The following is a 21866-nucleotide window of genomic DNA, read 5'->3' as shown; positions in this document are numbered from 1 at the left end:
CCGTTGGCGGCGGTTTACGCTAGAATGCACGGCCTCAAAGCACACCCCCTTCCCGAGGCTGTCCCGAAGATGTTGATCCTGCGCGGCGCTCCTGCCCTTTCTGCCTTTCGCCACAGCAAACTCCTTGAGCAACTGAGCCAGAAGGTTCCAGCTGTTACAGGCCTGTACGCTGAATTTGCTCACTTCGCCGACGTTACCGGCGTGTTGAACGCCGACGAACAGCAAGTGCTCGCACGCCTTCTGAAGTACGGCCCAAGCGTTCCGGTCCAAGAGCCTGATGGCCGCTTGTTCCTGGTGCTGCCACGGTTCGGCACCATCTCGCCCTGGTCGAGCAAGGCCAGCGATATCGCCCGTAACTGCGGCCTGGAGAAAATCCAGCGTCTGGAGCGTGGTATCGCTTTCTACGTCGCGGGCCAGTTCAGCGATGCCGACGCCGAGCTGATCGCCAGCAGCCTGCACGACCGCATGACCCAGATCATCGTCAGCCAGCTGGAACAGGCTGCCGGCCTGTTCAGCCATGCCGAGCCCAAGCCGCTGACCGCGATTGACGTGCTCGGCGGTGGCCGCGCCGCCCTCGAGAAGGCCAACACCGAGCTGGGCCTGGCCCTGGCCGAAGACGAGATCGACTACCTGGTCAACGCCTTCAACGGCTTGAAGCGCAACCCGCACGACATCGAACTGATGATGTTCGCCCAGGCCAACTCCGAGCACTGCCGTCACAAGATCTTCAACGCCAGCTGGGACATCGACGGCGAAAGCCAGGAAAAAAGCCTGTTCGGCATGATCAAGAACACCTACGTGATGCACAGCGAAGGAGTTCTTTCTGCTTATAAGGACAACGCCTCGGTGATCGTCGGCTCCGTCGCCGGCCGTTTCTTCCCGGACCCTGAGACCCGCCAGTACGGTGCGGTCCAGGAGCCGGTGCACATCCTGATGAAGGTCGAGACCCACAACCACCCGACCGCGATTGCCCCGTTCCCGGGCGCAGCCACCGGTTCCGGCGGCGAAATTCGCGACGAAGGTGCTACCGGTCGCGGCGCCAAGCCCAAGGCGGGCCTCACCGGTTTCACCGTGTCCAACCTGCAGATCCCGGGTTTCGAACAGCCGTGGGAAGTGCCGTACGGCAAACCTGAGCGCATCGTCACTGCGCTGGACATCATGATCGAAGGCCCGCTGGGCGGCGCTGCGTTCAACAACGAATTCGGGCGTCCGGCGCTGACCGGTTACTTCCGGACCTTCGAACAATCCATCACCACCCCGCGTGGCGATGAAGTGCGCGGCTACCACAAGCCGATCATGTTGGCCGGCGGCATGGGCAACATCCGTGAAGAACACGTCAAGAAAGGCGAGATCCTGGTCGGCTCCAAGCTGATCGTGCTCGGCGGCCCGGCGATGCTGATCGGCCTCGGCGGCGGCGCGGCGTCCTCCATGGCCACCGGCACCAGCTCGGCAGACCTGGACTTCGCTTCGGTACAGCGCGAAAACCCGGAGATGGAACGCCGCTGCCAGGAAGTCATCGACCGTTGCTGGCAGTTGGGTGACAAGAACCCGATCAGCTTCATCCACGACGTTGGCGCGGGCGGTTTGTCCAATGCCTTCCCGGAACTGGTCAACGATGGCGACCGGGGTGGCCGCTTCGAACTGCGCAACATTCCAAACGACGAGCCGGGCATGGCCCCGCACGAAATCTGGAGCAACGAATCCCAGGAACGCTACGTACTGGCGGTTGGTGCAGAAGACTTCGCGCGCTTCCAGGCCATCTGCGAACGCGAGCGCTGCCCGTTTGCCGTGGTCGGCGAAGCCACTGCCGAACCGCAGCTTACCGTCACCGACAGCCACTTCGGCAACAGCCCGGTGGACATGCCGCTTGAAGTGCTGCTGGGCAAAGCCCCGCGCATGCACCGTTCGGCGGTACGTGAAGCCGAGCTGGGCGATGACTTCGACCCAAGCCAACTTGAACTGGCCGACAGCATCGAACGCGTGCTGCACCACCCGGCCGTGGCGAGCAAGAGCTTCCTGATCACCATCGGCGACCGCACCATCACCGGCCTTGTGGCCCGTGACCAGATGGTCGGCCCGTGGCAAGTGCCGGTGGCTGACGTTGCCGTCACCGCCACCAGCTTCGACGTCTACACCGGTGAAGCCATGGCCATGGGCGAACGTACGCCGCTGGCCCTGCTGGATGCGCCGGCGTCAGGCCGCATGGCCATCGGTGAAACCCTCACCAACATCGCCGCGTCGCGCATCGGCAAGCTGTCCGATATCAAGCTGTCGGCCAACTGGATGTCCGCTGCCGGCCACCCGGGTGAAGATGCGCGCCTGTACGACACCGTCAAGGCGGTCGGCATGGAACTGTGCCCTGAGCTGGGCATCACCATTCCGGTGGGCAAGGACTCCATGTCCATGGCCACCCGTTGGAACGAAGACGGCGTCGACAAGACAGTCACCTCGCCGCTGTCGCTGATCGTCACCGGTTTTGCACCGGTCACTGACATCCGCCAGACCCTGACCCCGCAACTGCGCATGGACAAGGGCACCACCGACCTGATCCTGATCGACCTGGGCCGTGGCCAGAACCGCATGGGCGCGTCGATCCTGGCGCAGACCCATGGCAAGCTCGGCAAGCAGGCTCCGGACGTCGATGACGCCGAGGACCTCAAAGCCTTCTTTGCCGTGATCCAGGGCCTCAACGCCGACGGTCACCTGCTGGCTTACCACGACCGTTCCGATGGCGGCTTGCTGACCAGCGTTGTCGAGATGGCCTTCGCCGGTCACTGTGGCCTGAATATCGTGCTCGACAGCGTTGCCGAGGATGCGTCCGAGATCAACGGCATCCTGTTCAACGAAGAGCTGGGCGCAGTGATCCAGGTTCGCCAGGACGCGACCCCGGACGTACTCGCCCAATTCAGCGCCGCCGGCCTGGACGACTGCGTGGCCGTGATCGGCCAGCCAATCAACAATGGCGAGATCAACATCTCGTTCAATGGCGACACGGTGTTTGCCGGCCAGCGCCGCTTGCTGCAACGCCAGTGGGCCGAGACCAGCTACCAGATCCAACGCCTGCGTGACAACGCCGACTGCGCCGAGCAGGAATTCGACGTGATCCTGGAAGAAGAGAATCCGGGCCTGAGCACCAAGCTCAGCTTCGACGTCAACCAGGACATCGCCGCGCCTTACATCAAGAAAGGCATTCGTCCACAGGTTGCCGTACTGCGTGAGCAGGGCGTCAACGGCCAGGTGGAAATGGCGGCGGCGTTCGATCGCGCCGGCTTCAATGCGATCGACGTGCACATGAGCGATATCCTCGCCGGTCGCGTTGACCTCAACGAGTTCAAAGGCCTGGTGGCCTGCGGCGGTTTCTCCTACGGCGACGTGCTGGGTGCCGGTGAAGGCTGGGCCAAGTCGGCCCTGTTCAACAGCCGTGCGCGCGATGCGTTCCAGGGCTTCTTCGAGCGCAACGACAGCTTTACCCTGGGTGTGTGCAACGGTTGCCAGATGATGTCCAACCTCAGCGAACTGATCCCGGGCAGCGAGTTCTGGCCGCACTTTGTGCGCAACCGTTCCGAGCAGTTCGAAGCCCGTGTTGCCATGGTGCAGGTGCAGGAGTCCAACTCGATCTTCCTGCAAGGCATGGCCGGTTCGCGCATGCCGATCGCCATTGCCCACGGTGAAGGCCATGCCGAGTTCGCCAGTGAAGAAGCCTTGCTTGAAGCTGACCTGTCCGGCACCGTCGCCCTGCGTTTCGTCGACAACCACGGCAAGGTCACCGAGACTTACCCGGCCAACCCGAACGGCTCGCCGCGCGGGATCACCGGCCTTACCAGCCGCGACGGTCGCGTGACCATCATGATGCCGCACCCGGAGCGTGTATTCCGCGCCGTGCAGAACTCGTGGCGTCCGGAAGAGTGGAACGAAGACGGCGCCTGGATGCGCATGTTCCGCAACGCCCGCGTGTGGGTGAACTGAGGCCGTGTACAAGCTCAGCTTCTTCGTGCCCGACAGCCACGTGGAGACGGTGAAAACCGCTGTCTTCGCCGCTGGCGGCGGGCGCATCGGCAACTACGACAGCTGCGCCTGGCAAGTGCTGGGCCAGGGCCAATTCCGCGCGTTGGACGGCAGTCAGCCGTTTACCGGGCAGGTGGGCCAGGTTGAAGTGGTTGAAGAGTGGAAGGTTGAGCTGGTGGTGGCGGATGAGTTGATTGTGGCGGTTGTGGCTGCGTTGAAGCTCAGTCACCCCTACGAGACACCGGCGTATGAGGTGTGGCAGTTGGCGGATTTTTGATTCGCACGCTGCAAAAACAAGAAACCCGCTGGGCCAGTTTGGCCAGCGGGTTTTTTGTCGGCTGTCAGGGCCTCATCGCGGGCAAGCCCGGCTCCCACATCTTGAATGTATTCACAGATAAAAATGTGGGAGCCGGGCTTGCCCGCGATGGGGGCTGTTCAGGCCAAGATTTGTTAGGCCCCAGCCCCAATCTGGCGACCGCTGACCAACCGCTCCAACGCGTCACCCAAGCCCGACGCTTTGTCACCAATCAACAAATGCCAAACACCGCTTTCCAGCTGGCTCACACCCTGGCAACCCAGAGCAGTCAGGTCAGCTTCAGACAACTCCGAGTCATCCCCTAACTCCACTCGCAACCGCGTCATAGCCACCGCTTCCAACTGGCGAACATTACCTCGGCCACCCAAGGCATTCAGCCATTTCTCAGCCTCTTGCATATTCACTGATACGGGCTTATCCACAGGCGCCGGTTGCACGGGCGCACTGGCAACAAACGAAGGCATGGCCAACCGAATCTCATCGGCAATGCTGTCTGCCATCGGCCCGACCACCACCTGCAAACTGCCGCCGTTACCTGGCCGTACGACCGCCATGGCACCCAGCGCTTTCAACTCCGCATCCACCGCCTTGTTGCGATCCACCATGTCCAACCGCAAGCGCGTGGTGCAGGCGCCGACACTCAGCAAATTCTGCGCACCACCCAAGGCCTGGATGTAGGCCGTGGCGCGCTGGTTATCTGTCATCACCTCAGCCGGCACCACCTGGATATCTTCACGGCCTGGCGTCTTCAGGTTGAACCGGCGAATGCAGTAGCTGAACACGCTGTAATAGACCAGCGCATACGCCAGGCCTACTGGGAACACCAGCCAGCCGTTGGTGGACTTGCCCCAGCCCAGCACCATGTCGATAAACCCACCGGAGAAGGTAAAGCCCAGGTGGATATTCAGCATATTGGTGACCGCCATCGACAGGCCGGTCAGCACCGCATGGATCAGGTACAAAAACGGCGCGAGGAACATGAAGGCGAATTCAATCGGCTCGGTCACCCCGGTCAGAAACGACGTCAGCGCCATCGACAGGAAAATCCCGCCCATCACTTTGCGCCGTTCCGGCAGCGCATTGCGGTACATCGCCAGACACGCCGCTGGCAGCCCGAACAGCATCACCGGGAACATACCGGTCATGAACTGGCCGCCTTTGGGGTCGCCAGCAAAATAACGGGTCAGGTCGCCGGTCACCACGGCACCGGTCACCGGGTCGGTGAAGGTGCCAAACACGAACCACGCCATATTGTTGAGGATGTGGTGCAGACCGGTGACGATCAGCAGGCGGTTGAACACGCCAAACACGAAGGCGCCCAGGCTGCCGCTCTCCATCAGCAACACGCCGAAGCTGTTGATGCCATGCTGGATCGGCGGCCAGATCAGGCCGAAGATCACACCCAGCGCGACCGCCGAGAACCCCGTGACAATCGGTACGAACCGTCGTCCACCAAAAAACGCCAGGTACTCCGGCAGCTTGATGTCCTTGAAGCGGTTATACAGCGCGCCTGCCATCAAACCACTGGCGATACCGGCGAGCATGCCCATGTTGATGGTCGAGTCCATCACCTTGAGCGTGGAAACCATCACCAGGTAACCAATCGCCCCGGCGAGACCCGCCGTGCCGTTGTTGTCGCGGGCGAAGCCCACGGCAATGCCGATGGCGAAGATCAGCGCCAGGTTGGCGAAGATCGCCTGCCCGGCGTCGTGCATCACCGCGATGTTCAAAAGATCGGTGTCGCCCAGGCGCAGCAACAGGCCGGCGATCGGCAGGATCGCGATCGGTAGCATCAGTGCACGGCCCAGGCGTTGCAGGCCTTCGATGAAATGTTGGTACATGGCGAGTCTCCTTTTTTCTTGTTGTTGTCAGCTCAGCGGCCAGTGGTATTGACAGGCTTGGCGAACGGCCTGGGCGCTGCTCAGGTCGAGCAGGCCCTGGCTCAGTTGCCGGCATTGCGCCGCGTCCAGGTGGCGGACGCGGTCCTTGATTTCTCCGATCTGCGGCGGGCTCACCGACAGCTCGCTGACCCCCAGGCCGACCAGTACCGGCGTGGCCAGCGGGTCGGAGGCGAGGGCGCCGCACACCCCGACCCAGCGCCCGTGTTGCGCCGCGCCTGCGCAGGTCTGGGCGATCAGCCGCAGCAGCGCCGGGTGCAGCGCATCAACGCGCGCGGCGAGGCCGGCGTGGTCGCGGTCCATGGCCAGGGTGTACTGGGACAGGTCATTGGTGCCGATGGACAGGAAGTCGGCATGTTTGGCCAACTGCTCGGCCATCAGCGCGGCGGCGGGCACTTCGATCATCACGCCCAGTTCGGGGCGCTGGGTCAGTTCCAACTCGGCGCACAACTCGTCCAGGCGCTGGCGAATCTGCAACAACTCATCCACCTCGCTGACCATCGGCAGCAGGATGCGGCAGCGCTTCAGCGGGCTGACTTGCAGCAGCGCCCGCAGTTGCTGGTCGAGCAGTTCCGGGCGCACGTGGGCCATGCGGATACCGCGCAGGCCCAGCACCGGGTTGGCCTCGACCGGCAGTGGCAGGTAGTCGAGTTGCTTGTCGCCGCCCACGTCGATGGTGCGGATGATCACCGACTTGTCGCCCATGGCATCGAGCACGGCCTGGTAGGCCTGGCGTTGTTCCTGTTCGTCCGGTGCGGTGCGACGGTCGACAAAGAGAAATTCGGTGCGCAGCAGGCCGACGCCATCGGCGCCATTTTCAAACGCCACCAAGGCTTCGGCGCTGGAGGCAACATTCGCCGCAACTTCGATGCTCACGCCATCGGCGGTGCGTGCCGGCTGCCGGGCCTGGGCCTGTTGTTGCTGGCGCCGCAGTTTCTGCGCATCGCGAATCTGGTGCACTTCGGCATGTCGCGCGTCGCTGGGGGCCAGTTCCAGGCGGCCGTTGGCGGCGTCGAGGACCACCCGTTGGCCCTGGGGCACGTCGAGGACTTCGGCGCCCAATGCCACCACACAGGGCAAGCCTTTACCACGGGCCAAAATAGCCACATGGGAGGTGGCACCGCCTTCGGCCATGCAGATGCCGGCGGCGTTTTGCGCGCTCAGTTGCAGCAGGTCGGATGGGGTCAGTTCGTGGGCGCTGACAATCGCCCCGGCGGGCAATTCGAAATGCCAGGCTTCACCCAGCAGCGCGCGCAGTACCCGTTGTTGCAAATCCCGCAGATCATTGGCGCGTTCGGCAAACAGCGGTTTGCCCAGGGCCAGTAACACGGCGCATTGCGCCTGGATCGCGTCGCGCCAGGCATGAGTGGCGGCGCTGCCCTGCTCGATGGCGCCGGTGGCGGCGTCCAGCAGGGTCGGGTCTTCCAGCAGGGCGAGGTGGGCGGCGAAGATGTCTTCTTCCTCGACGTTCTTGCGTTGGCGCGCATGATCCAGGGTGCTGCGTATTTCGCTGCGCACCTGCTCCAGGGCGGCGTCCAGGCGTTGCAGTTGCTCGTCGGCAGCATGCTTGCCGGTGTCTGCCGGCAGTTCGATACCGGTCAGGCGGAATAATGGCCCGCAGACCAGGCCCGGCGCGGCACACACGCCTTGCAACACACCCACTTCGGTATTGACCCGACGGGACGCGGCGGCCACCGGGGTGTGGTGTTCTTCCTTGACGACGGCTGACAAGGCCGCGATCACTGCCTGCACCGCCGCTTCGGCATCCCTGCCGCGACAGCTCACACGCACCTCATCCCCTTCACCGATACCCAGGCCCAGCAAACCGATCAGGCTGTCACACGAGGCGGTTTTATCGCCAAGGTGCAGCGAGGCCTGGCTGCTGAAACCCTGCGCAGCCTTGCGCACCAACGCCGCCGGGCGGGCATGTAAACCACCGCGATGGGTGATGCGTACGCGGGCGCTGGCTTCACCCGCCGAGTTATCCACAGGCGTCGACACCGACGCTGCCAAACGCGCCACGATCTGCAACAACGGCTCGCCGACCTTGACCGTTCTAGCCGCCACCGAGCGCAACTCGAAGCGCTCGCCATTGGTCAGGATGATCAGGCTGACCAGGCTCTTGCACTGGCGTGCAATGCGGTCCAGATCAAACTGCACCAGCGCCTGGCCCTTGCTTACCCGCGCGCCATCCTTCACCAGCAAGGCGAAGCCTTCGCCGTTCAGTTCCACCGTATCGATGCCCACATGCATCAACACTTCGGCACCGTTGTCAGCGCGGATCGTCAGCGCATGCCCGGTGCGGGCGACGTGGATGATCACGCCGTCACAGGGTGCATGCAGGCAGTCATTCAACGGGTCGATGGCAATGCCGTCGCCCATTGCGCCGCTGGCGAACACTTCGTCGGGAACGTTGCCCAGGGCCAGCACCGGTCCGCTGAGGGGGGCGCTGAGGGTCAGGTCATTATTGTTGTTGGACATGGGCACGGTACTCATCAGGAAAACGCCACTCAGTGAGTGCGGGTAACTTTGCTCAGGTGACGCGGCTGGTCCGGGTCCATGCCCCGGGCTTCGGCCAAACCTGCCGCCATCACGTAGAAACTCTGGATCGCCAGGATCGGGTCCAGGGTCGGATGTTCGGCGCGGCTCAGGGTCAGGTCACGCTCGGCGATATCGTCCGGCGCAGCCAGCAACACGCGGGCACCGCGTTGACGCATGTCGGCGGCCAGGCTCAACAGGCCGGCTTGCTCGGCGCCGCGCGGGGCGAACACCAGCAGGGGGTAGTTGTCGCCAATCAGTGCCATCGGCCCGTGACGTACCTCGGCGCTGCTGAAGGCTTCGGCCTGGATCGCCGAGGTTTCCTTGAGCTTGAGCGCCGCTTCCTGAGCGATGGCAAAACCGGCGCCTCGACCGATCACCATCAGTTGCTGGCAGTCGCGCAGGGCGTCGATAGCGACCGTCCAGTCCTGCCTGGCGGCGGCACGCAGTTCGTCCGGCAAGGCGCGGCAGGCTTGCAGCAAGTCGGCTTCCTGGTTCCAGTGGCCGATCAGCAACGCGCTGGCACTCAGTGTGGCGATAAAACTTTTGGTGGCGGCGACGCTTTGCTCCGGCCCGGCGCAGAGCGGCACGTGGAATTCGCAGGCGGCTTCCAGCGGTGAGTCTTCAGCGTTGACCAGCGAAATGCTCAGGGCGCCGCGTTTGCGCAGCAGGCGCAAGCTGTTGACCAGGTCCGGGCTTTGCCCCGACTGCGAGAAACCGAACGCCACTTGGCCGCTGACTTTCAACGGGGCTTGCAGCAGGGTCACCACCGACATTGGCAACGACGCCACCGGGATGCCCACGTGCTGCATGGCCAGGTAGGCGAAGTAGCTGGCGGCGTGATCCGAGCTGCCGCGGGCGATGGTCATCGCCACTTGCGGCGGCTGGCGGCGCAGGCGGCCGGCGACTTCCTCCAGCAGCGGGTCCAGGCGTTGCAATTGCGCCGACACGGCGTCGCAGGACGCCAGGGCCTCTTCAAGCATTTTTGAAGTCAATGGTTTCTCCTTCGACCATTACGTCGGTGAGTGTCAGGGAGCGGTCCAGGCGCACGCAGTCGGCAAAACTGCCGGGTTGCAGGCGGCCGCGCTCTTCCAGGCCCAGGTAGTCCGCAGGAAATTGCGACAGGCGTTGTGAGGCTTCGCTGACGGGCAGGCCGATCTTCACCAGGTTGCGCAGCGCCTGGTCCATGGTCAGCGTGCTGCCGGCCAGGGTGCCGTCGGCCAGGCGTACGCCGCCCAGGCATTTGGTCACGGTGTGGCTGCCCAGCTTGTATTCGCCATCGGGCATGCCGGCGGCGGCAGTGGAGTCGGTGACGCAGTAAAGGCATGGGATCGAACGCAGCGCCACGCGCATGGCGCCGGGGTGCACATGCAGCAAATCCGGGATCAATTCGGCGTACTTGGCGTGGGCCAGTGCGGCGCCGACGATGCCGGGCTCGCGGTGATGCAGCGGGCTCATGGCGTTGTACAAATGGGTGAAGCTGGTGGCGCCGGCAGCGAGGGCGGCGACGCCTTCTTCATAGCTGCCCAGGGTGTGGCCGATCTGCATGCGCACGCCGCGTTCGCTGAGGGCGCGGATCAGGCCATCATGCCCGGCGATCTCCGGGGCGATGGTGATCACGCGGATCGGCGCCAGGCGCAGGTAGGCTTCCACTTCGGCCATCAAGGCGGTGTGGGCAAAGTTGGGTTGGGCGCCGAGTTTTCCCGGATTGATGTAAGGCCCTTCCAGGTGCACACCCAGTACGCGGGCGCTGCCCGTCGGACGCCGTTCGCAGAAGGTGCCGAGCTGGCCGAGTACGCTTGAGATTTCATCCACCGGCGCAGTCATGGTCGTAGCCAGCAGAGAAGTCGTACCGAAACGCACGTGGGTGCGGGTGATGGTCTCGAAGGCATCGCTGCCTTCCATGATGTCCTTGCCACCGCCGCCGTGGACGTGCAGGTCGATAAAACCCGGCAGCAGGTAGGGCAGGTCGTTGTCAGCCGGGTCGCAAGGGATGCCTTCGATGGCGATCACCTTGCCGTGCTCGTGCACCAAGCGGCCGCGAATCCAGCCGTTGGGCGTGAGGATGTTGTCTTCGGACATGGGCAGTTCTCTAGAGTCGCAGTTCAGCGGAGTAGTCATGGCGGCGCAGCTCTGCGACGAAGTCGTAGTAGTCGTTGCGGCAGTAGGTGTCGGTGATTTCAATGGGTGTGTTGTCGGCGGTGTAGCCGACCCGGGTCATCAGCAGCATCGCGGTGCCGGGGGCGATGCCCACCAGCGCGGCGAACTCGTCGGAAGCGTTGATCGCCTGCACATGCTGCAGGGCGCGCACGATGGGTTTGCCAATGCTTTCGAGGTATTCGTACAGCGAATTGCCAATGCCTTGCGGGTGCGGCAGTACCGAGGCGGGCAGGGTGCTCATCTCAATCGCCATCACCGTGTCATCTGCCTTACGCAAGCGTTTGAGGCGTGCCACTTTATCGGCGGGCGAAAGGCCCAGGCGGATCATCTCTTCGTGGGTCGGCTGGGTCAGTTCTCGTTCCAGCCATTGGGAGCTGGGCACGAAACCCTTGAGCCGCAGCATCTCGCTGAACCCCGAAAGGCGCGACAGCGGCTGTTCCAAGCGTGGCGATATATAGGTGCCGGAGCCTTGATTGCGGCGGATCAGCCCTTGGGCAAACAACACTTCCAGCGCCTTGCGAGCGGTGACTCGCGAGATGCTCAATTGCTCGCTGAGGACGCGCTCCGAGGGCAGGGCCTGTTCGGAGGTCCACTGGCCGGCATGGATCGCTGCTTCCAGTTTGCGCGCCAATTGCAGGTACAGCGGCGTGGATTGTTTATCGTCGGGGCGCAGGGCCAGGATGGGGTTCATCTGTCAGGTTTCCGATGCGGTTATTGGAGTGTTGTCGCCCGGTATTGGCCGGAAATTAATACCACTTAAATACCATGTCAATGCAGCTAAAACGGTGCGAGCAGCGGTTTAAAGGCTCCACAATGAGGCCTGGTATGAAGTGGTATTAGAGAGGTCTTTCTCGCGCACAGAACGGCGCAGCCCGCGGGGGTGAACTGGTATTCACCGGCGGGCGCAGAGGGGGGCGGGATTTTTTTTCGAATTATTTTACGAACGGTACGAGATTACGGACGAATCTCGATCAGGGTGCCGTCCTTGACCAGGTTCCAGACTTCGCGCATGTCCACGTTGCGCATGCCGATGCAGCCGTCGGTCCAGTCCAGGGTATGGAACCACTGCTCCGGGTACTCTTCGCTGTCAGGCGTGCCGTGGATCATGATCATGCTGCCGGGCTTCACGCCTTCGCGGCGGGCGCGGGCGGCGTCGCTGATATTGGGGTAGGAGATGTGCATGGCCAGATTGAAGCGGTCGCTGGTCTTGCGCCAGTCGATCCAGTACAGGCCCTCTGGCGTGCGGCGGTCACCCTCGATCAGCTTGTGGCCCTTGGGGTTCTTGCCCAGGGAAATGCGGTAGGTCTTGAGCGGCTTGCCGTCGTTGATCAACTGCAACTGATGGGCGGACTTGAGCACCAGGACCTTTTCGACGGTCTTGCCGCCCAGGGTTTCCACGGTCGAGGCTGATGACAGGGTCGCGAACGACAGGCAGATAAGGGCAAGCAACCAACGCATTAAAACGGTATCCCTAGTCATGGAGCGGGCAACACCCGCGGCTCTACAGCCTCGCTGCGCACCGGGAAGGCCTGCTGCCGACGGTCAGCAAAAAAGTATTCGAGGGTACGCCCGACCGTGCGGAACGCCAGCTCGGACCAAGGGACGTCGGCTTCGTCGAACAACTGCACTTCCAGGCTTTCGGGGCCGGCGGCGAAGTCCAGGTCAAGCAGGTCGGCGCGGTAGAAAATATGCACCTGATTGATATGCGGCACGTCGATCAGGGTGTAGATGCTCAGGTTGTGCACGCGGGCGCAGGCTTCTTCCAGGGTTTCGCGCATGGCGGCCTGTTCCACGGTCTCGCCGTTTTCCATGAAGCCGGCGGGCAGCGTCCAGTAGCCCAGGCGCGGCTCGATGGCGCGGCGGCACAGCAGCACTTTATCGCCCCATACCGGCACGGTGCCGGCGACGATATTGGGGTTCTGGTAGTGGATGGTCGAGCAGTGATCACACACAAAGCGCAGGCGGCCGTCGCCTTCGGGGATGCGTTGGGTAACCGGTTTACCGCACTGGCTGCAGAAATTCATGCTGGGGTTCCTGGAAAGTGCGTCTATCTTGGCGTGACGGGCAGGGCGCTGCAACAAGTTGTCGTTTAGCGACACCGGGCGGGTTTTGGGGTTGGGCACCCGCGAGCTTTGGTGCATGATGCAAGGTAGCCAACAGACCGAGATGACTCATGCTGGACGAGCTACTTCGCCGGGTAAGCAACCACACCCCCCACACGCTTGAAACCGACGGGCGTTTCCCCGAGGCTGCGGTGCTGGTGCCGATTACCCGCAGTGACGAACCTGAGCTGATCCTGACCCTGCGCGCCAGTGGCCTGTCGACCCATGGTGGCGAAGTGGCCTTTCCGGGCGGGCGCCGCGACCCCGAAGACCCGGACCTGATCTTCACCGCGCTGCGCGAGGCCGAAGAAGAAATCGGCCTGCCGCCCGGGCTGGTCGAAGTGATCGGCCCGCTGAGCCCCTTGATCTCCCTGCATGGCATTCGGGTCACGCCGTATGTCGGCGTGATCCCCGATTACGTCGAGTACTTGGCCAACGATGCCGAGATTGCCGCGGTTTTCAGCGTGCCCTTGGACTTCTTCCGACAAGACCCACGCGAACATACCCACCGGATCGATTACCAGGGTCGCAGTTGGTACGTGCCCAGCTATCGGTTTGGCGAATACAAGATCTGGGGGCTGACGGCCATCATGATCGTCGAGCTGATCAATCTGCTCTATGACGATGCCAAGATCAGCCTGCACCAGCCACCCAAGAGCTTCATCAATACTTGAGCCATCGCTTGAATGGCAACGCCGTGAGGAAAAACCATGAAATACCGCCTGGGCGACACCCGCGTCGAGACTCATCCACAGAGCTGGGTGGCACCCAATGCCACGCTGGTGGGCAAGGTCAAGCTGGAGGAGGGCGCCAACGTGTGGTTCAACGCGGTGTTGCGCGGTGACAACGAACTGATCCTGATCGGCAAGAACAGCAACGTGCAGGACGGCAGCGTGATGCACACCGACATGGGCTACCCGTTGACCCTGGGCACCGGCGTGACCATTGGGCATAACGCCATGTTGCACGGCTGCACGGTGGACGATTACAGCCTGATCGGCATCAATGCGGTGATCCTCAACGGCGCCAAGATCGGCAAGCACTGCATCATCGGCGCCAATTCGCTGATCGGCGAAGGCAAGGAAATCCCCGATGGTTCGCTGGTGATGGGCTCGCCGGGCAAGGTGGTGCGTGAACTGACTGACGCGCAGAAACGCATGCTCGAAGCCAGCGCCGCGCACTATGTGCACAACGCACAGCGTTATGCGCGGGATCTGGTCGAGCAGGAAGAATGAATCCGATTGAACGCCCCGTTGCGTCGCCGTGCGTGAGCATTTGCGCGCTGGACGATGACGATATTTGCACCGGCTGCCAGCGTACGGTGGATGAGATTACGCGTTGGAGCCGCATGGATAACGCCGAGCGCCGGGTGGTGCTGGGGTTGTGCCATGAGCGGGCGGTGGCGAGTGGATTGGTGTTTATGGCCTCTAATAAATCCGGCGCCTGAACCAACGCTATCGGGGGCAAGCCCCCTCCCACAGTTGGCCGCGTTCAGTCTGTAGGAATGCAGTCAAAATGTGGGAGGGGGCTTGCCCCCGATAGGGCCATCCCAGACGACATATTTCAAAATGTGAAGTACCCTGTGCCCCTTGTTCACAGGTCCACTCCCATGCTCTTCCTGATCGCCTATATCAGCAGCGTCGTGCTGATCAACTTCGCCTTCTCCACCGCCCCGCACCTGGACGTCATCTGGTCCGCCTGGGGTGGCCTGGTCTTTATCCTGCGCGACATGGTGCAAACCCGCTTCGGCCATGGCGCAATCATCGCCATGCTGGCCGCGCTGGTGCTGTCGTATGTCACGTCCGACCCGGCCATCGCCCTGGCCAGCGCCACCGCGTTCGCGGTGTCCGAGTGCATCGACTGGCTGGTGTTCAGCATCACCAAGCGTCCGCTGCACGACCGCCTGTGGATCAGTTCGGCGTTGAGCATTCCCCTCGACACCTTTATCTTCTTCGGCCTGATCGGCGCGCTCACGCCGGCGGTAGTGGGTACTGCACTCGCGTCGAAGTTCGCCGGGGTCACGGTGGTGTGGCTGATCATGGCCTGGCGCATCCGCAAGCGGGCTGTCGCCAACTGAGGCCAATTCCTGCAGTTCATGTAAAATGCCGGCCTTTCTCCCAATGATCCGCTCCCCTGAGGACCTGAGATGACCCGAATCGGAACTCCATTGTCGCCAACCGCGACCCGCGTTTTGCTGTGTGGCTGCGGTGAGCTGGGCAAGGAAGTGGTAATCGAGCTGCAACGCCTGGGCGTTGAAGTGATTGCCGTGGATCGCTACGCCAACGCGCCGGCCATGCAGGTTGCGCACCGTAGCCACGTGATCAACATGCTCGACGGCGCCGCCCTGCGTGCGGTGATCGAGGCGGAAAAACCGCACTTCATCGTGCCGGAAATCGAAGCCATCGCGACCGCCACCCTGGTGGAGCTGGAAGCCGAAGGCTTCACCGTGATCCCGACCGCGCGCGCCACCTCGCTGACCATGAACCGCGAAGGCATCCGCCGCCTGGCCGCCGAAGAGTTGGACCTGCCAACCTCGCCGTACCACTTCGCCGATACCTTCGAAGACTACAGCAAGGCCGTGCAGGACCTGGGCTTCCCGTGCGTGGTCAAGCCGGTGATGAGTTCGTCGGGCAAGGGCCAGAGCCTGCTGCGCAGCGTCGATGACGTGCAGAAAGCCTGGGACTACGCCCAGGAAGGCGGCCGTGCAGGTAAAGGCCGTGTGATCATCGAAGGCTTTATCGACTTCGACTACGAAATCACCCTGCTGACCGTGCGTCACATCGGCGGCACCACCTTCTGCGCGCCTGTGGGCCATCGTCAGGAGAAGGGCGACTACCAGGAATCCTGGCAGCCACAGGCCATGAGCCCGATTGCCCTGGCGGAATCCGAGCGCGTTGCCAAGGCGGTGACCGAGGCCCTGGGTGGCCGTGGTCTGTTTGGCGTGGAGTTGTTCATCAAGGGGGATCAGGTGTGGTTCAGCGAAGTGTCGCCGCGCCCGCATGACACCGGTTTGGTGACCCTGATTTCCCAGGACCTGTCGCAGTTTGCGCTGCACGCGCGCGCCATCCTGGGCCTGCCGATCCCGTTGATCCGTCAGTTCGGGCCTTCGGCCTCGGCGGTGATCCTGGTGGAAGGGCAGTCGACCCAGACGGCGTTCGCCAACCTGGGCGCCGCGTTGAGCGAACCTGATACCGCGCTGCGCCTGTTCGGCAAGCCCGAAGTGAATGGCCAGCGCCGCATGGGCGTGGCGTTGGCGCGGGATGAGTCGATTGAAGCGGCCCGGGCCAAGGCGACCCGGGCTTCCCAGGCCGTGGTGGTAGAGCTCTAAAAGCATCGGGGGCAAGCCCCCTCCCACACTTGATCCAGTTCACAGAGTTAGATTTGTGAATACATTCAAATGTGGGAGGGGGCTTGCCCCCGATAGCGGTCTATCAGCCCACGCGATTCAAATCATTGTTCCGCGTCTCTTTCAGGCACAGCACCGCAATCAAGCTCAGCAACGCTGCCGCCGACACATACCCACCCACATAACTCAGCCCACCCATCGCCACCAGCTTGGTCGCGAAGAACGGCGCGGCAGATGCGCCCACAATCCCACCCAGGTTATACGCCGCCGAAGCGCCGGTATAACGCACGCGGGTCGGGAACAGTTCCGGCAGCAGCGCGCCCATCGGTGCGAACGTCACGCCCATCAGGAACAGCTCCAGCGCCAGGAACAGCGCCACTGCCCAGGTCGAACCGTGGGTCAGCAATGGCTCCATGGTAAAGCCCGACAGAATCGCCAGGATCGCGCCGACGATCAGCACCGGCTTGCGTCCGTAGCGGTCACTCGCCAGGGCCGCCAGCGGAGTCGCCAGCCCCATGAACAGCACCGCGAAGCACAGCAAGCCAAGGAAGGTCTCGCGGCTGTAGCCCAGGGTTGAAACGCCATAGCTCAGGGAAAACGCAGTGGTGATGTAAAACAGCGCATAGCACACCACCATCGACGCAGCGCCCAGCAACACCGGCAGCCAGTGCTGGCTGAACAGCTCCACCAACGGCACTTTGACCGGCGCTTGCTTGGCGACGGCGTTGGCGAACACCGGCGTTTCGTGCAGCTTCAGCCGCGCGTACAGGCCCACCATCACCAGCGCCGCGCTGAGGATGAACGGGATGCGCCAGCCCCAGCTGCGGAATTGCTCATCGCTGAGGCTCATGGCCAGGATCAGGAACAAGCCGTTGGCTGCCAGGAACCCGATCGAAGGGCCGAGCTGCGGGAACATGCCGAACCAGGCGCGTTTGCCCTTGGGCGCATTCTCGGTCGCCAACAGCGCCGCGCCGCCCCATTCGCCGCCCAGGCCCAGGCCCTGGCCGAAACGCAGTACGCACAACAGGATCGGCGCCCAGGCGCCGATGCTGTCATAACCCGGCAGCAAGCCGATCAGCGTGGTGCACACGCCCATCAGCAGCAGCGAGGCCACCAGGGTCGATTTGCGCCCGATACGGTCGCCAAAGTGGCCGAACAGCGCCGAGCCCAGTGGGCGGGCGATGAAGGCGATACCGAAGGTCAGGAATGACGCCAGCATCTGCGCGGTGCCGGAGGTCTGCGGGAAGAACACCGGGCCGATCACCAGCGCAGCAGCCGTGGCGTAGATATAGAAGTCGTAGAACTCGATGGCGGTGCCGACGATGCTCGCCGTGGCGACCCGTGCGGTCGAGTTGGTCGGGGCGGCAGCAGGTGCGGCCTCGTTGTAGGTGGTGCTCATGGCGATATCCCTGACGGTCAGTGCGCGTTTGGACGCGGATTATTATTGGTCGAACACCCATGGATCAGGGTTGTGCGCGGGGCGGCTCGGGATGGGAGCGAACACCGGTCAGACACTGTAAAGCGGTGCCTGGACGCGTTCAGTGCGGGTAGCACGCGGTCGGGCGGGGCTCTGGTAAGCCGCCCCGATTATAGGAAGGGGTTTGAACACACAACAAGTCAAAATGTGGGAGGGGCTAGCCCCTCCCACATTATTGGGTTGTGTTTTGTCTGGGAACTAAGCGGCGACCGGCATCCGGCTGGTATGCCAGATCAGCACCTTGCTCACCCGGTTGTCCTCGGTCTCGAGGATTTCCAGGCGGTAGCGGCCTATTTTCAGGCACACCGCGCAGTCAGGGATGGTCTCCAGCGCCTCGGTGACCAGGCCGTTGAGCGTCTTGGGGCCGTCGCTGGGCAGGTGCCAGTTCAGGCTCTTGTTCAATTCGCGGATCGAGGCGGCGCCGTCGATGATGTAGCGGCCATCCGGTTGCGCTTCGATATGCGGGTTGTCCGCACTCTGTTCGCTTTCGAATTCACCGACGATTTCTTCGAGGATATCTTCCAGGGTCACGATGCCGAGTACTTCGCCGTATTCATCCACCACCATGCCCAGGCGGCGCTGCTGTTTGTGGAAATTCAGCAGTTGCAGTTGCAGCGGAGTGCTTTCCGGGACGAAGTAAGGCTCGTGGCAGGCTGCGAGCAACGCCTCTTTGGTCAGGCTCGCGTCGGGCAACAGGTGCTGGATCTGCCGCGTGTTGAGCACGGCTTCGACCTGGTTGATATCACTGTGGAACACCGGCAGGCGCGTGCGCTGGGAGGTGCGCAACTGCTCGATGATCTCCTCGATCGAGTCATCCAGGTTGATGCCATCCACTTCGCTGCGGGGCACCAGGATGTCGTTGACGGTGATGTTGTCCAGAGCGTGGATGCCCGGCATGCCGGGGGTACGGCCTTCGGCGATCTCGGGCTCGGGTTCGTCATCATGGTCAGGCAGCGGTTCGTCGCTCTTCTTCACCACGCCGGTCTTGCGCGCGAACGGGCGCAGCAGCAACAGACTGATACCATTGAGCAGCCAGGCCAGGGGGTAGACAATTTTCAGTGGCACGCCCAGCAGCGTATTGCCGAAGCCCAGTACCGCTTGCGGATAGCGGGTGGCCAGGGCGCGGGGCAGGTAGTCGGCCAGGATCAACAGGATCGCGCAGGAGATCAGCCAGCCGAGCCACGGCCCGTTCTGCGCCCAGGCGTATATGGCCAGCAGCGTGCACAGGATGACCACGGCGGCGCGACACAGGCTGTTGCACAGGATCAGGCTGTTACGCGGAAAGCTCAGGCGGGTGGCCGCCTTGTCGCCCTGGCGTGTACCGGGGCGCAGGGCCAGCAAGTGTTGCTGGGCGGCTTCGATGGCAGTAAACAGCGCGGCCCATAACACCAGCAGGGCGATTACCGCGAGCATCGGCTCCAGGGGCAAGTTGTCCATGATCGCCGCCCGTCAGATATGCAGGATGTATTCGCGAACCAGCTTGCTGCCGAAATAGGCCAGCATCAGCAGGCAGAAACCGGCCAGGGTCCAGCGGATCGCCTTGTGCCCGCGCCAGCCGAGGCGGTTGCGGCCCCACAGCAGGACGCTGAACACGATCCAGGCCAGGCAGGCCAGCAGGGTCTTGTGCACCAGGTGCTGGGCGAACAGGTTTTCGAAGAACAGCCAGCCGGAGATCAGCGACAGCGAGAGCAAGGTCCAGCCGGCCCACAGGAAGCCGAACAGCAGGCTTTCCATGGTTTGCAGCGGCGGGAAGTTCTTGATCAGCCCGGACGGGTGCTTGTGCTTGAGCTGGTGGTCCTGCAGCAGCAGGAGCAAGGCCTGGAACACTGCGATGGTGAACATGCCATAGGCCAGGATCGACAGCAGGATGTGGGCGAGGATGCCCGGTTCTTCATCGATCACCGGCACCGTACCGGTAGGCGCGAATTGCGCCAGCAGCACCGTCAGCATGCCCAGCGGGAAGAGCAGTACCAGCAGGTTCTCGACCGGGATCCGGTAGCAGGCCATCAGTGTCAGCGCGATAACGGCTGCGGCGATCAGGCTGGCGGCGCTGAAAAAGTCCAGGGCCAGGCCGACCGGCGTCATCAAGTGCGTGAACAGGCTCGCGGCATGGGCGAGCAAGGCGAGGACACCAAGGCCTACCAACAGGCGTTTGTCCGCCTTGGTGCCCTGGGCCAGACGAGTGCCCTGATAGACGGTCGCAGCGGCGTACAAGATGGCGGCGGCGAGGCTGGGTAGCAAACTGGGTGACAAAGGGAGCATAAATCCTGTTAGGCAAGCCCGAAAGGCGCTGAGTTTGGCATACCCCCGCGCAACACGAAAGACTCCCGGGCCAGACAGCGGGTGTGCATGGACGCAGTCTTCGCTATAATCCCCGACCTGCCCACGCCGCAGGCTCGCCGAGCGCTGTTTTTAATAGCGATTTACCACAGCCTGGGCCGCCATTACCTCGGTCTATGAATAGGGCCTGAAAGGATCGCGCATGTTTGAAAATCTGACTGACCGTCTCTCGCAGACGCTGCGCCACGTTACCGGCAAGGCCAAGCTGACCGAGGACAATATTAAAGACACCCTGCGTGAAGTGCGCATGGCGTTGCTGGAAGCCGACGTGGCCTTGCCGGTGGTGAAAGACTTCGTCAACTCGGTCAAAGAGCGCGCGGTGGGCACCGAAGTGTCCCGCAGCCTGACCCCGGGCCAGGCGTTCGTGAAGATCGTCCAGGCCGAACTCGAAAGCCTGATGGGCGCGGCCAACGAAGACCTGAACCTCAGCGCCGTGCCGCCGGCCGTCGTCCTGATGGCGGGTCTGCAAGGTGCGGGCAAGACCACCACCGCCGGCAAGCTGGCGCGCTTCCTTAAAGAGCGCAAGAAGAAGTCTGTGATGGTGGTGTCGGCCGACGTGTACCGTCCGGCGGCCATCAAGCAGCTGGAAATGCTCGCAGGCGAAGTGGGCGTGACCTTCTTCCCGTCCGACCTGAGCCAGAAGCCGGTCGACATCGCCAACGCCGCCATTAAAGAAGCCAAGCTCAAGTTCATCGACGTGGTCATCGTCGATACCGCCGGTCGCCTGCACATCGATGAAGAGATGATGGGCGAGATCAAGGCGCTTCATGCCGCGATCAACCCGGTCGAGACCCTGTTCGTGGTCGACGCCATGACCGGCCAGGATGCGGCCAACACCGCCAAGGCCTTCGGCGACGCGTTGCCGCTGACCGGCGTGATCCTCACCAAGGTCGACGGCGACGCCCGTGGCGGTGCCGCGCTGTCGGTACGTGCCATCACCGGTAAGCCGATCAAGTTCATCGGTATGGGCGAGAAGAGCGAAGCGCTCGAACCGTTCCACCCGGAGCGTATCGCCTCGCGCATCCTCGGCATGGGCGACGTGCTCAGCCTGATCGAACAGGCCGAAGCCACCCTCGACAAGGACAAGGCCGACAAGCTGGCCAAGAAGCTGAAGAAGGGCAAGGGCTTCGACCTCGAAGACTTCCGCGATCAACTGCAACAGATGAAGAACATGGGCGGCCTCGGCGGCCTGATGGACAAGCTGCCGAACATCGGCGGTGTGAACCTGGCGCAGATGGGCAATGCCCAGGGCGCGGCAGAGAAGCAGTTCAAGCAGATGGAAGCCATCATCAACTCCATGACCCCGGCCGAGCGCCGCGACCCTGAACTGATCAGCGGTTCGCGCAAGCGTCGGATCGCCATGGGTTCCGGCACCCAGGTGCAGGACATCGGTCGCTTGATCAAGCAGCACAAGCAGATGCAGAAGATGATGAAGAAATTCTCCGCCAAGGGCGGTATGGCCAAGATGATGCGCGGCATGGGCGGCATGTTGCCCGGCGGTGGCATGCCCAAGATGTAAAGAATTCGAGCGGGGGCCCAGCTCCTGCTCCGACCCACAGGGATGTGGGATCTCCAGCAAACCCGCCGTTGGCGGGCGCTGACTCGCCGTTTTAACCGACGGCTCTATAGCAAATCTGGATGGCACGCTGATAGGCGCCGGAAAAAGACATTTGCAAAAGTCCGG

General features: G+C 63.0%; 18 protein-coding genes. 8 read left to right on the top strand and 10 right to left on the bottom strand.

Annotation, left to right across the window (positions count from 1 at the left end; all coding sequences use genetic code 11):
* Positions 1-69 precede the first annotated feature (69 nt).
* Positions 70-3966 carry a phosphoribosylformylglycinamidine synthase gene (gene purL / locus K5K89_RS23900; RefSeq protein ID WP_222540376.1) on the top strand — a complete coding sequence of 1299 codons (3897 nt, stop codon included), beginning with the start codon at positions 70-72 and terminating at the stop codon, positions 3964-3966.
* A gap of 4 nt (positions 3967-3970) precedes the next feature.
* Positions 3971-4282, top strand: a complete 312-nt coding sequence (locus K5K89_RS23895; RefSeq protein WP_222540375.1) for an NGG1p interacting factor NIF3 — start codon at positions 3971-3973, stop codon at positions 4280-4282.
* Positions 4283-4455: 173 nt separating this feature from the next.
* Here K5K89_RS23895 and nagE read toward each other — a convergent pair whose 3' ends face one another.
* From nagE to K5K89_RS23860, 7 genes are all read right to left on the bottom strand, one after another.
* On the bottom strand, positions 4456-6162 hold the full coding sequence (gene nagE / locus K5K89_RS23890) for an N-acetylglucosamine-specific PTS transporter subunit IIBC (RefSeq protein WP_222540374.1): 1707 nt from the start codon (positions 6160-6162) through the stop codon (positions 4456-4458).
* Between the two features lie 27 nt (positions 6163-6189).
* Complete coding sequence (gene ptsP / locus K5K89_RS23885) at positions 6190-8700, bottom strand: phosphoenolpyruvate--protein phosphotransferase (RefSeq protein ID WP_222540373.1); 2511 nt, start codon at positions 8698-8700, stop codon at positions 6190-6192.
* Between the two features lie 29 nt (positions 8701-8729).
* Positions 8730-9752, bottom strand: coding sequence for an SIS domain-containing protein (locus K5K89_RS23880; RefSeq protein WP_092246726.1), 1023 nt, complete (start codon positions 9750-9752; stop codon positions 8730-8732).
* Positions 9733-10839, bottom strand: a complete 1107-nt coding sequence (gene nagA, locus K5K89_RS23875; RefSeq protein ID WP_222540372.1) for an N-acetylglucosamine-6-phosphate deacetylase — start codon at positions 10837-10839, stop codon at positions 9733-9735. Before nagA ends, K5K89_RS23880 begins: the two co-directional genes overlap by 20 nt.
* Before the next feature lie 10 nt (positions 10840-10849).
* Positions 10850-11608 (bottom strand): GntR family transcriptional regulator, encoded by a 759-nt coding sequence (locus K5K89_RS23870; protein WP_071489278.1) that lies wholly within the window; start codon positions 11606-11608, stop codon positions 10850-10852.
* A 263-nt stretch (positions 11609-11871) separates the two neighbouring features.
* The gene (locus K5K89_RS23865; RefSeq protein ID WP_071489279.1) at positions 11872-12375 is read right to left on the bottom strand and encodes a murein L,D-transpeptidase family protein; all 504 of its coding nucleotides are present in this window, start codon (positions 12373-12375) and stop codon (positions 11872-11874) included.
* Positions 12376-12392: 17 nt separating this feature from the next.
* Entirely contained in the window at positions 12393-12941 is a 549-nt protein-coding gene (locus tag K5K89_RS23860) for an NUDIX hydrolase (RefSeq protein WP_071489280.1), read from the bottom strand.
* Positions 12942-13090: 149 nt separating this feature from the next.
* On the opposite strand from K5K89_RS23860, the gene K5K89_RS23855 reads away from it, so the two are divergent.
* From K5K89_RS23855 to purT, 5 genes are all read left to right on the top strand, one after another.
* The gene (locus K5K89_RS23855; RefSeq protein ID WP_071489281.1) at positions 13091-13693 is read left to right on the top strand and encodes a CoA pyrophosphatase; all 603 of its coding nucleotides are present in this window, start codon (positions 13091-13093) and stop codon (positions 13691-13693) included.
* A 36-nt stretch (positions 13694-13729) separates the two neighbouring features.
* On the top strand, positions 13730-14254 hold the full coding sequence (locus K5K89_RS23850; RefSeq protein ID WP_222540371.1) for a gamma carbonic anhydrase family protein: 525 nt from the start codon (positions 13730-13732) through the stop codon (positions 14252-14254).
* A complete protein-coding gene (locus K5K89_RS23845) occupies positions 14251-14466 on the top strand; it encodes a DUF1289 domain-containing protein (RefSeq protein ID WP_071489283.1) in 216 nt (71 codons plus the stop codon). Before K5K89_RS23850 ends, K5K89_RS23845 begins: the two co-directional genes overlap by 4 nt.
* 162 nt (positions 14467-14628) lie before the next feature.
* Complete coding sequence (locus tag K5K89_RS23840) at positions 14629-15096, top strand: VUT family protein (RefSeq protein WP_032890779.1); 468 nt, start codon at positions 14629-14631, stop codon at positions 15094-15096.
* 69 nt (positions 15097-15165) lie between these two features.
* Positions 15166-16347 carry a formate-dependent phosphoribosylglycinamide formyltransferase gene (gene purT / locus K5K89_RS23835; protein ID WP_065939222.1) on the top strand — a complete coding sequence of 394 codons (1182 nt, stop codon included), beginning with the start codon at positions 15166-15168 and terminating at the stop codon, positions 16345-16347.
* Between the two features lie 103 nt (positions 16348-16450).
* Here the strand turns inward: purT and K5K89_RS23830 are convergent, their stop codons facing one another.
* The 3 genes from K5K89_RS23830 to K5K89_RS23820 form a co-directional block, all read right to left on the bottom strand.
* Positions 16451-17764: an MFS transporter gene (locus tag K5K89_RS23830; RefSeq protein WP_071489284.1), complete on the bottom strand. Its 1314-nt coding sequence runs from the start codon at positions 17762-17764 to the stop codon at positions 16451-16453.
* Between the two features lie 276 nt (positions 17765-18040).
* Positions 18041-19279 carry a transporter associated domain-containing protein gene (locus tag K5K89_RS23825; RefSeq protein ID WP_071489285.1) on the bottom strand — a complete coding sequence of 413 codons (1239 nt, stop codon included), beginning with the start codon at positions 19277-19279 and terminating at the stop codon, positions 18041-18043.
* Positions 19280-19291: 12 nt separating this feature from the next.
* A complete protein-coding gene (locus K5K89_RS23820) occupies positions 19292-20104 on the bottom strand; it encodes an inner membrane protein YpjD (RefSeq protein WP_071489286.1) in 813 nt (270 codons plus the stop codon).
* A 220-nt stretch (positions 20105-20324) separates the two neighbouring features.
* On the opposite strand from K5K89_RS23820, the gene ffh reads away from it, so the two are divergent.
* A complete protein-coding gene (gene ffh, locus K5K89_RS23815; protein ID WP_003193965.1) occupies positions 20325-21701 on the top strand; it encodes a signal recognition particle protein in 1377 nt (458 codons plus the stop codon).
* Positions 21702-21866 lie beyond the last annotated feature (165 nt).

This window comes from Pseudomonas sp. DR208 (assembly GCF_019823005.1).
Lineage (GTDB): Bacteria > Pseudomonadota > Gammaproteobacteria > Pseudomonadales > Pseudomonadaceae > Aquipseudomonas > Aquipseudomonas extremorientalis.
Note: the sequence above shows the minus strand (reverse complement) of the source record. Positions and strands in the feature narration are given on the sequence as shown.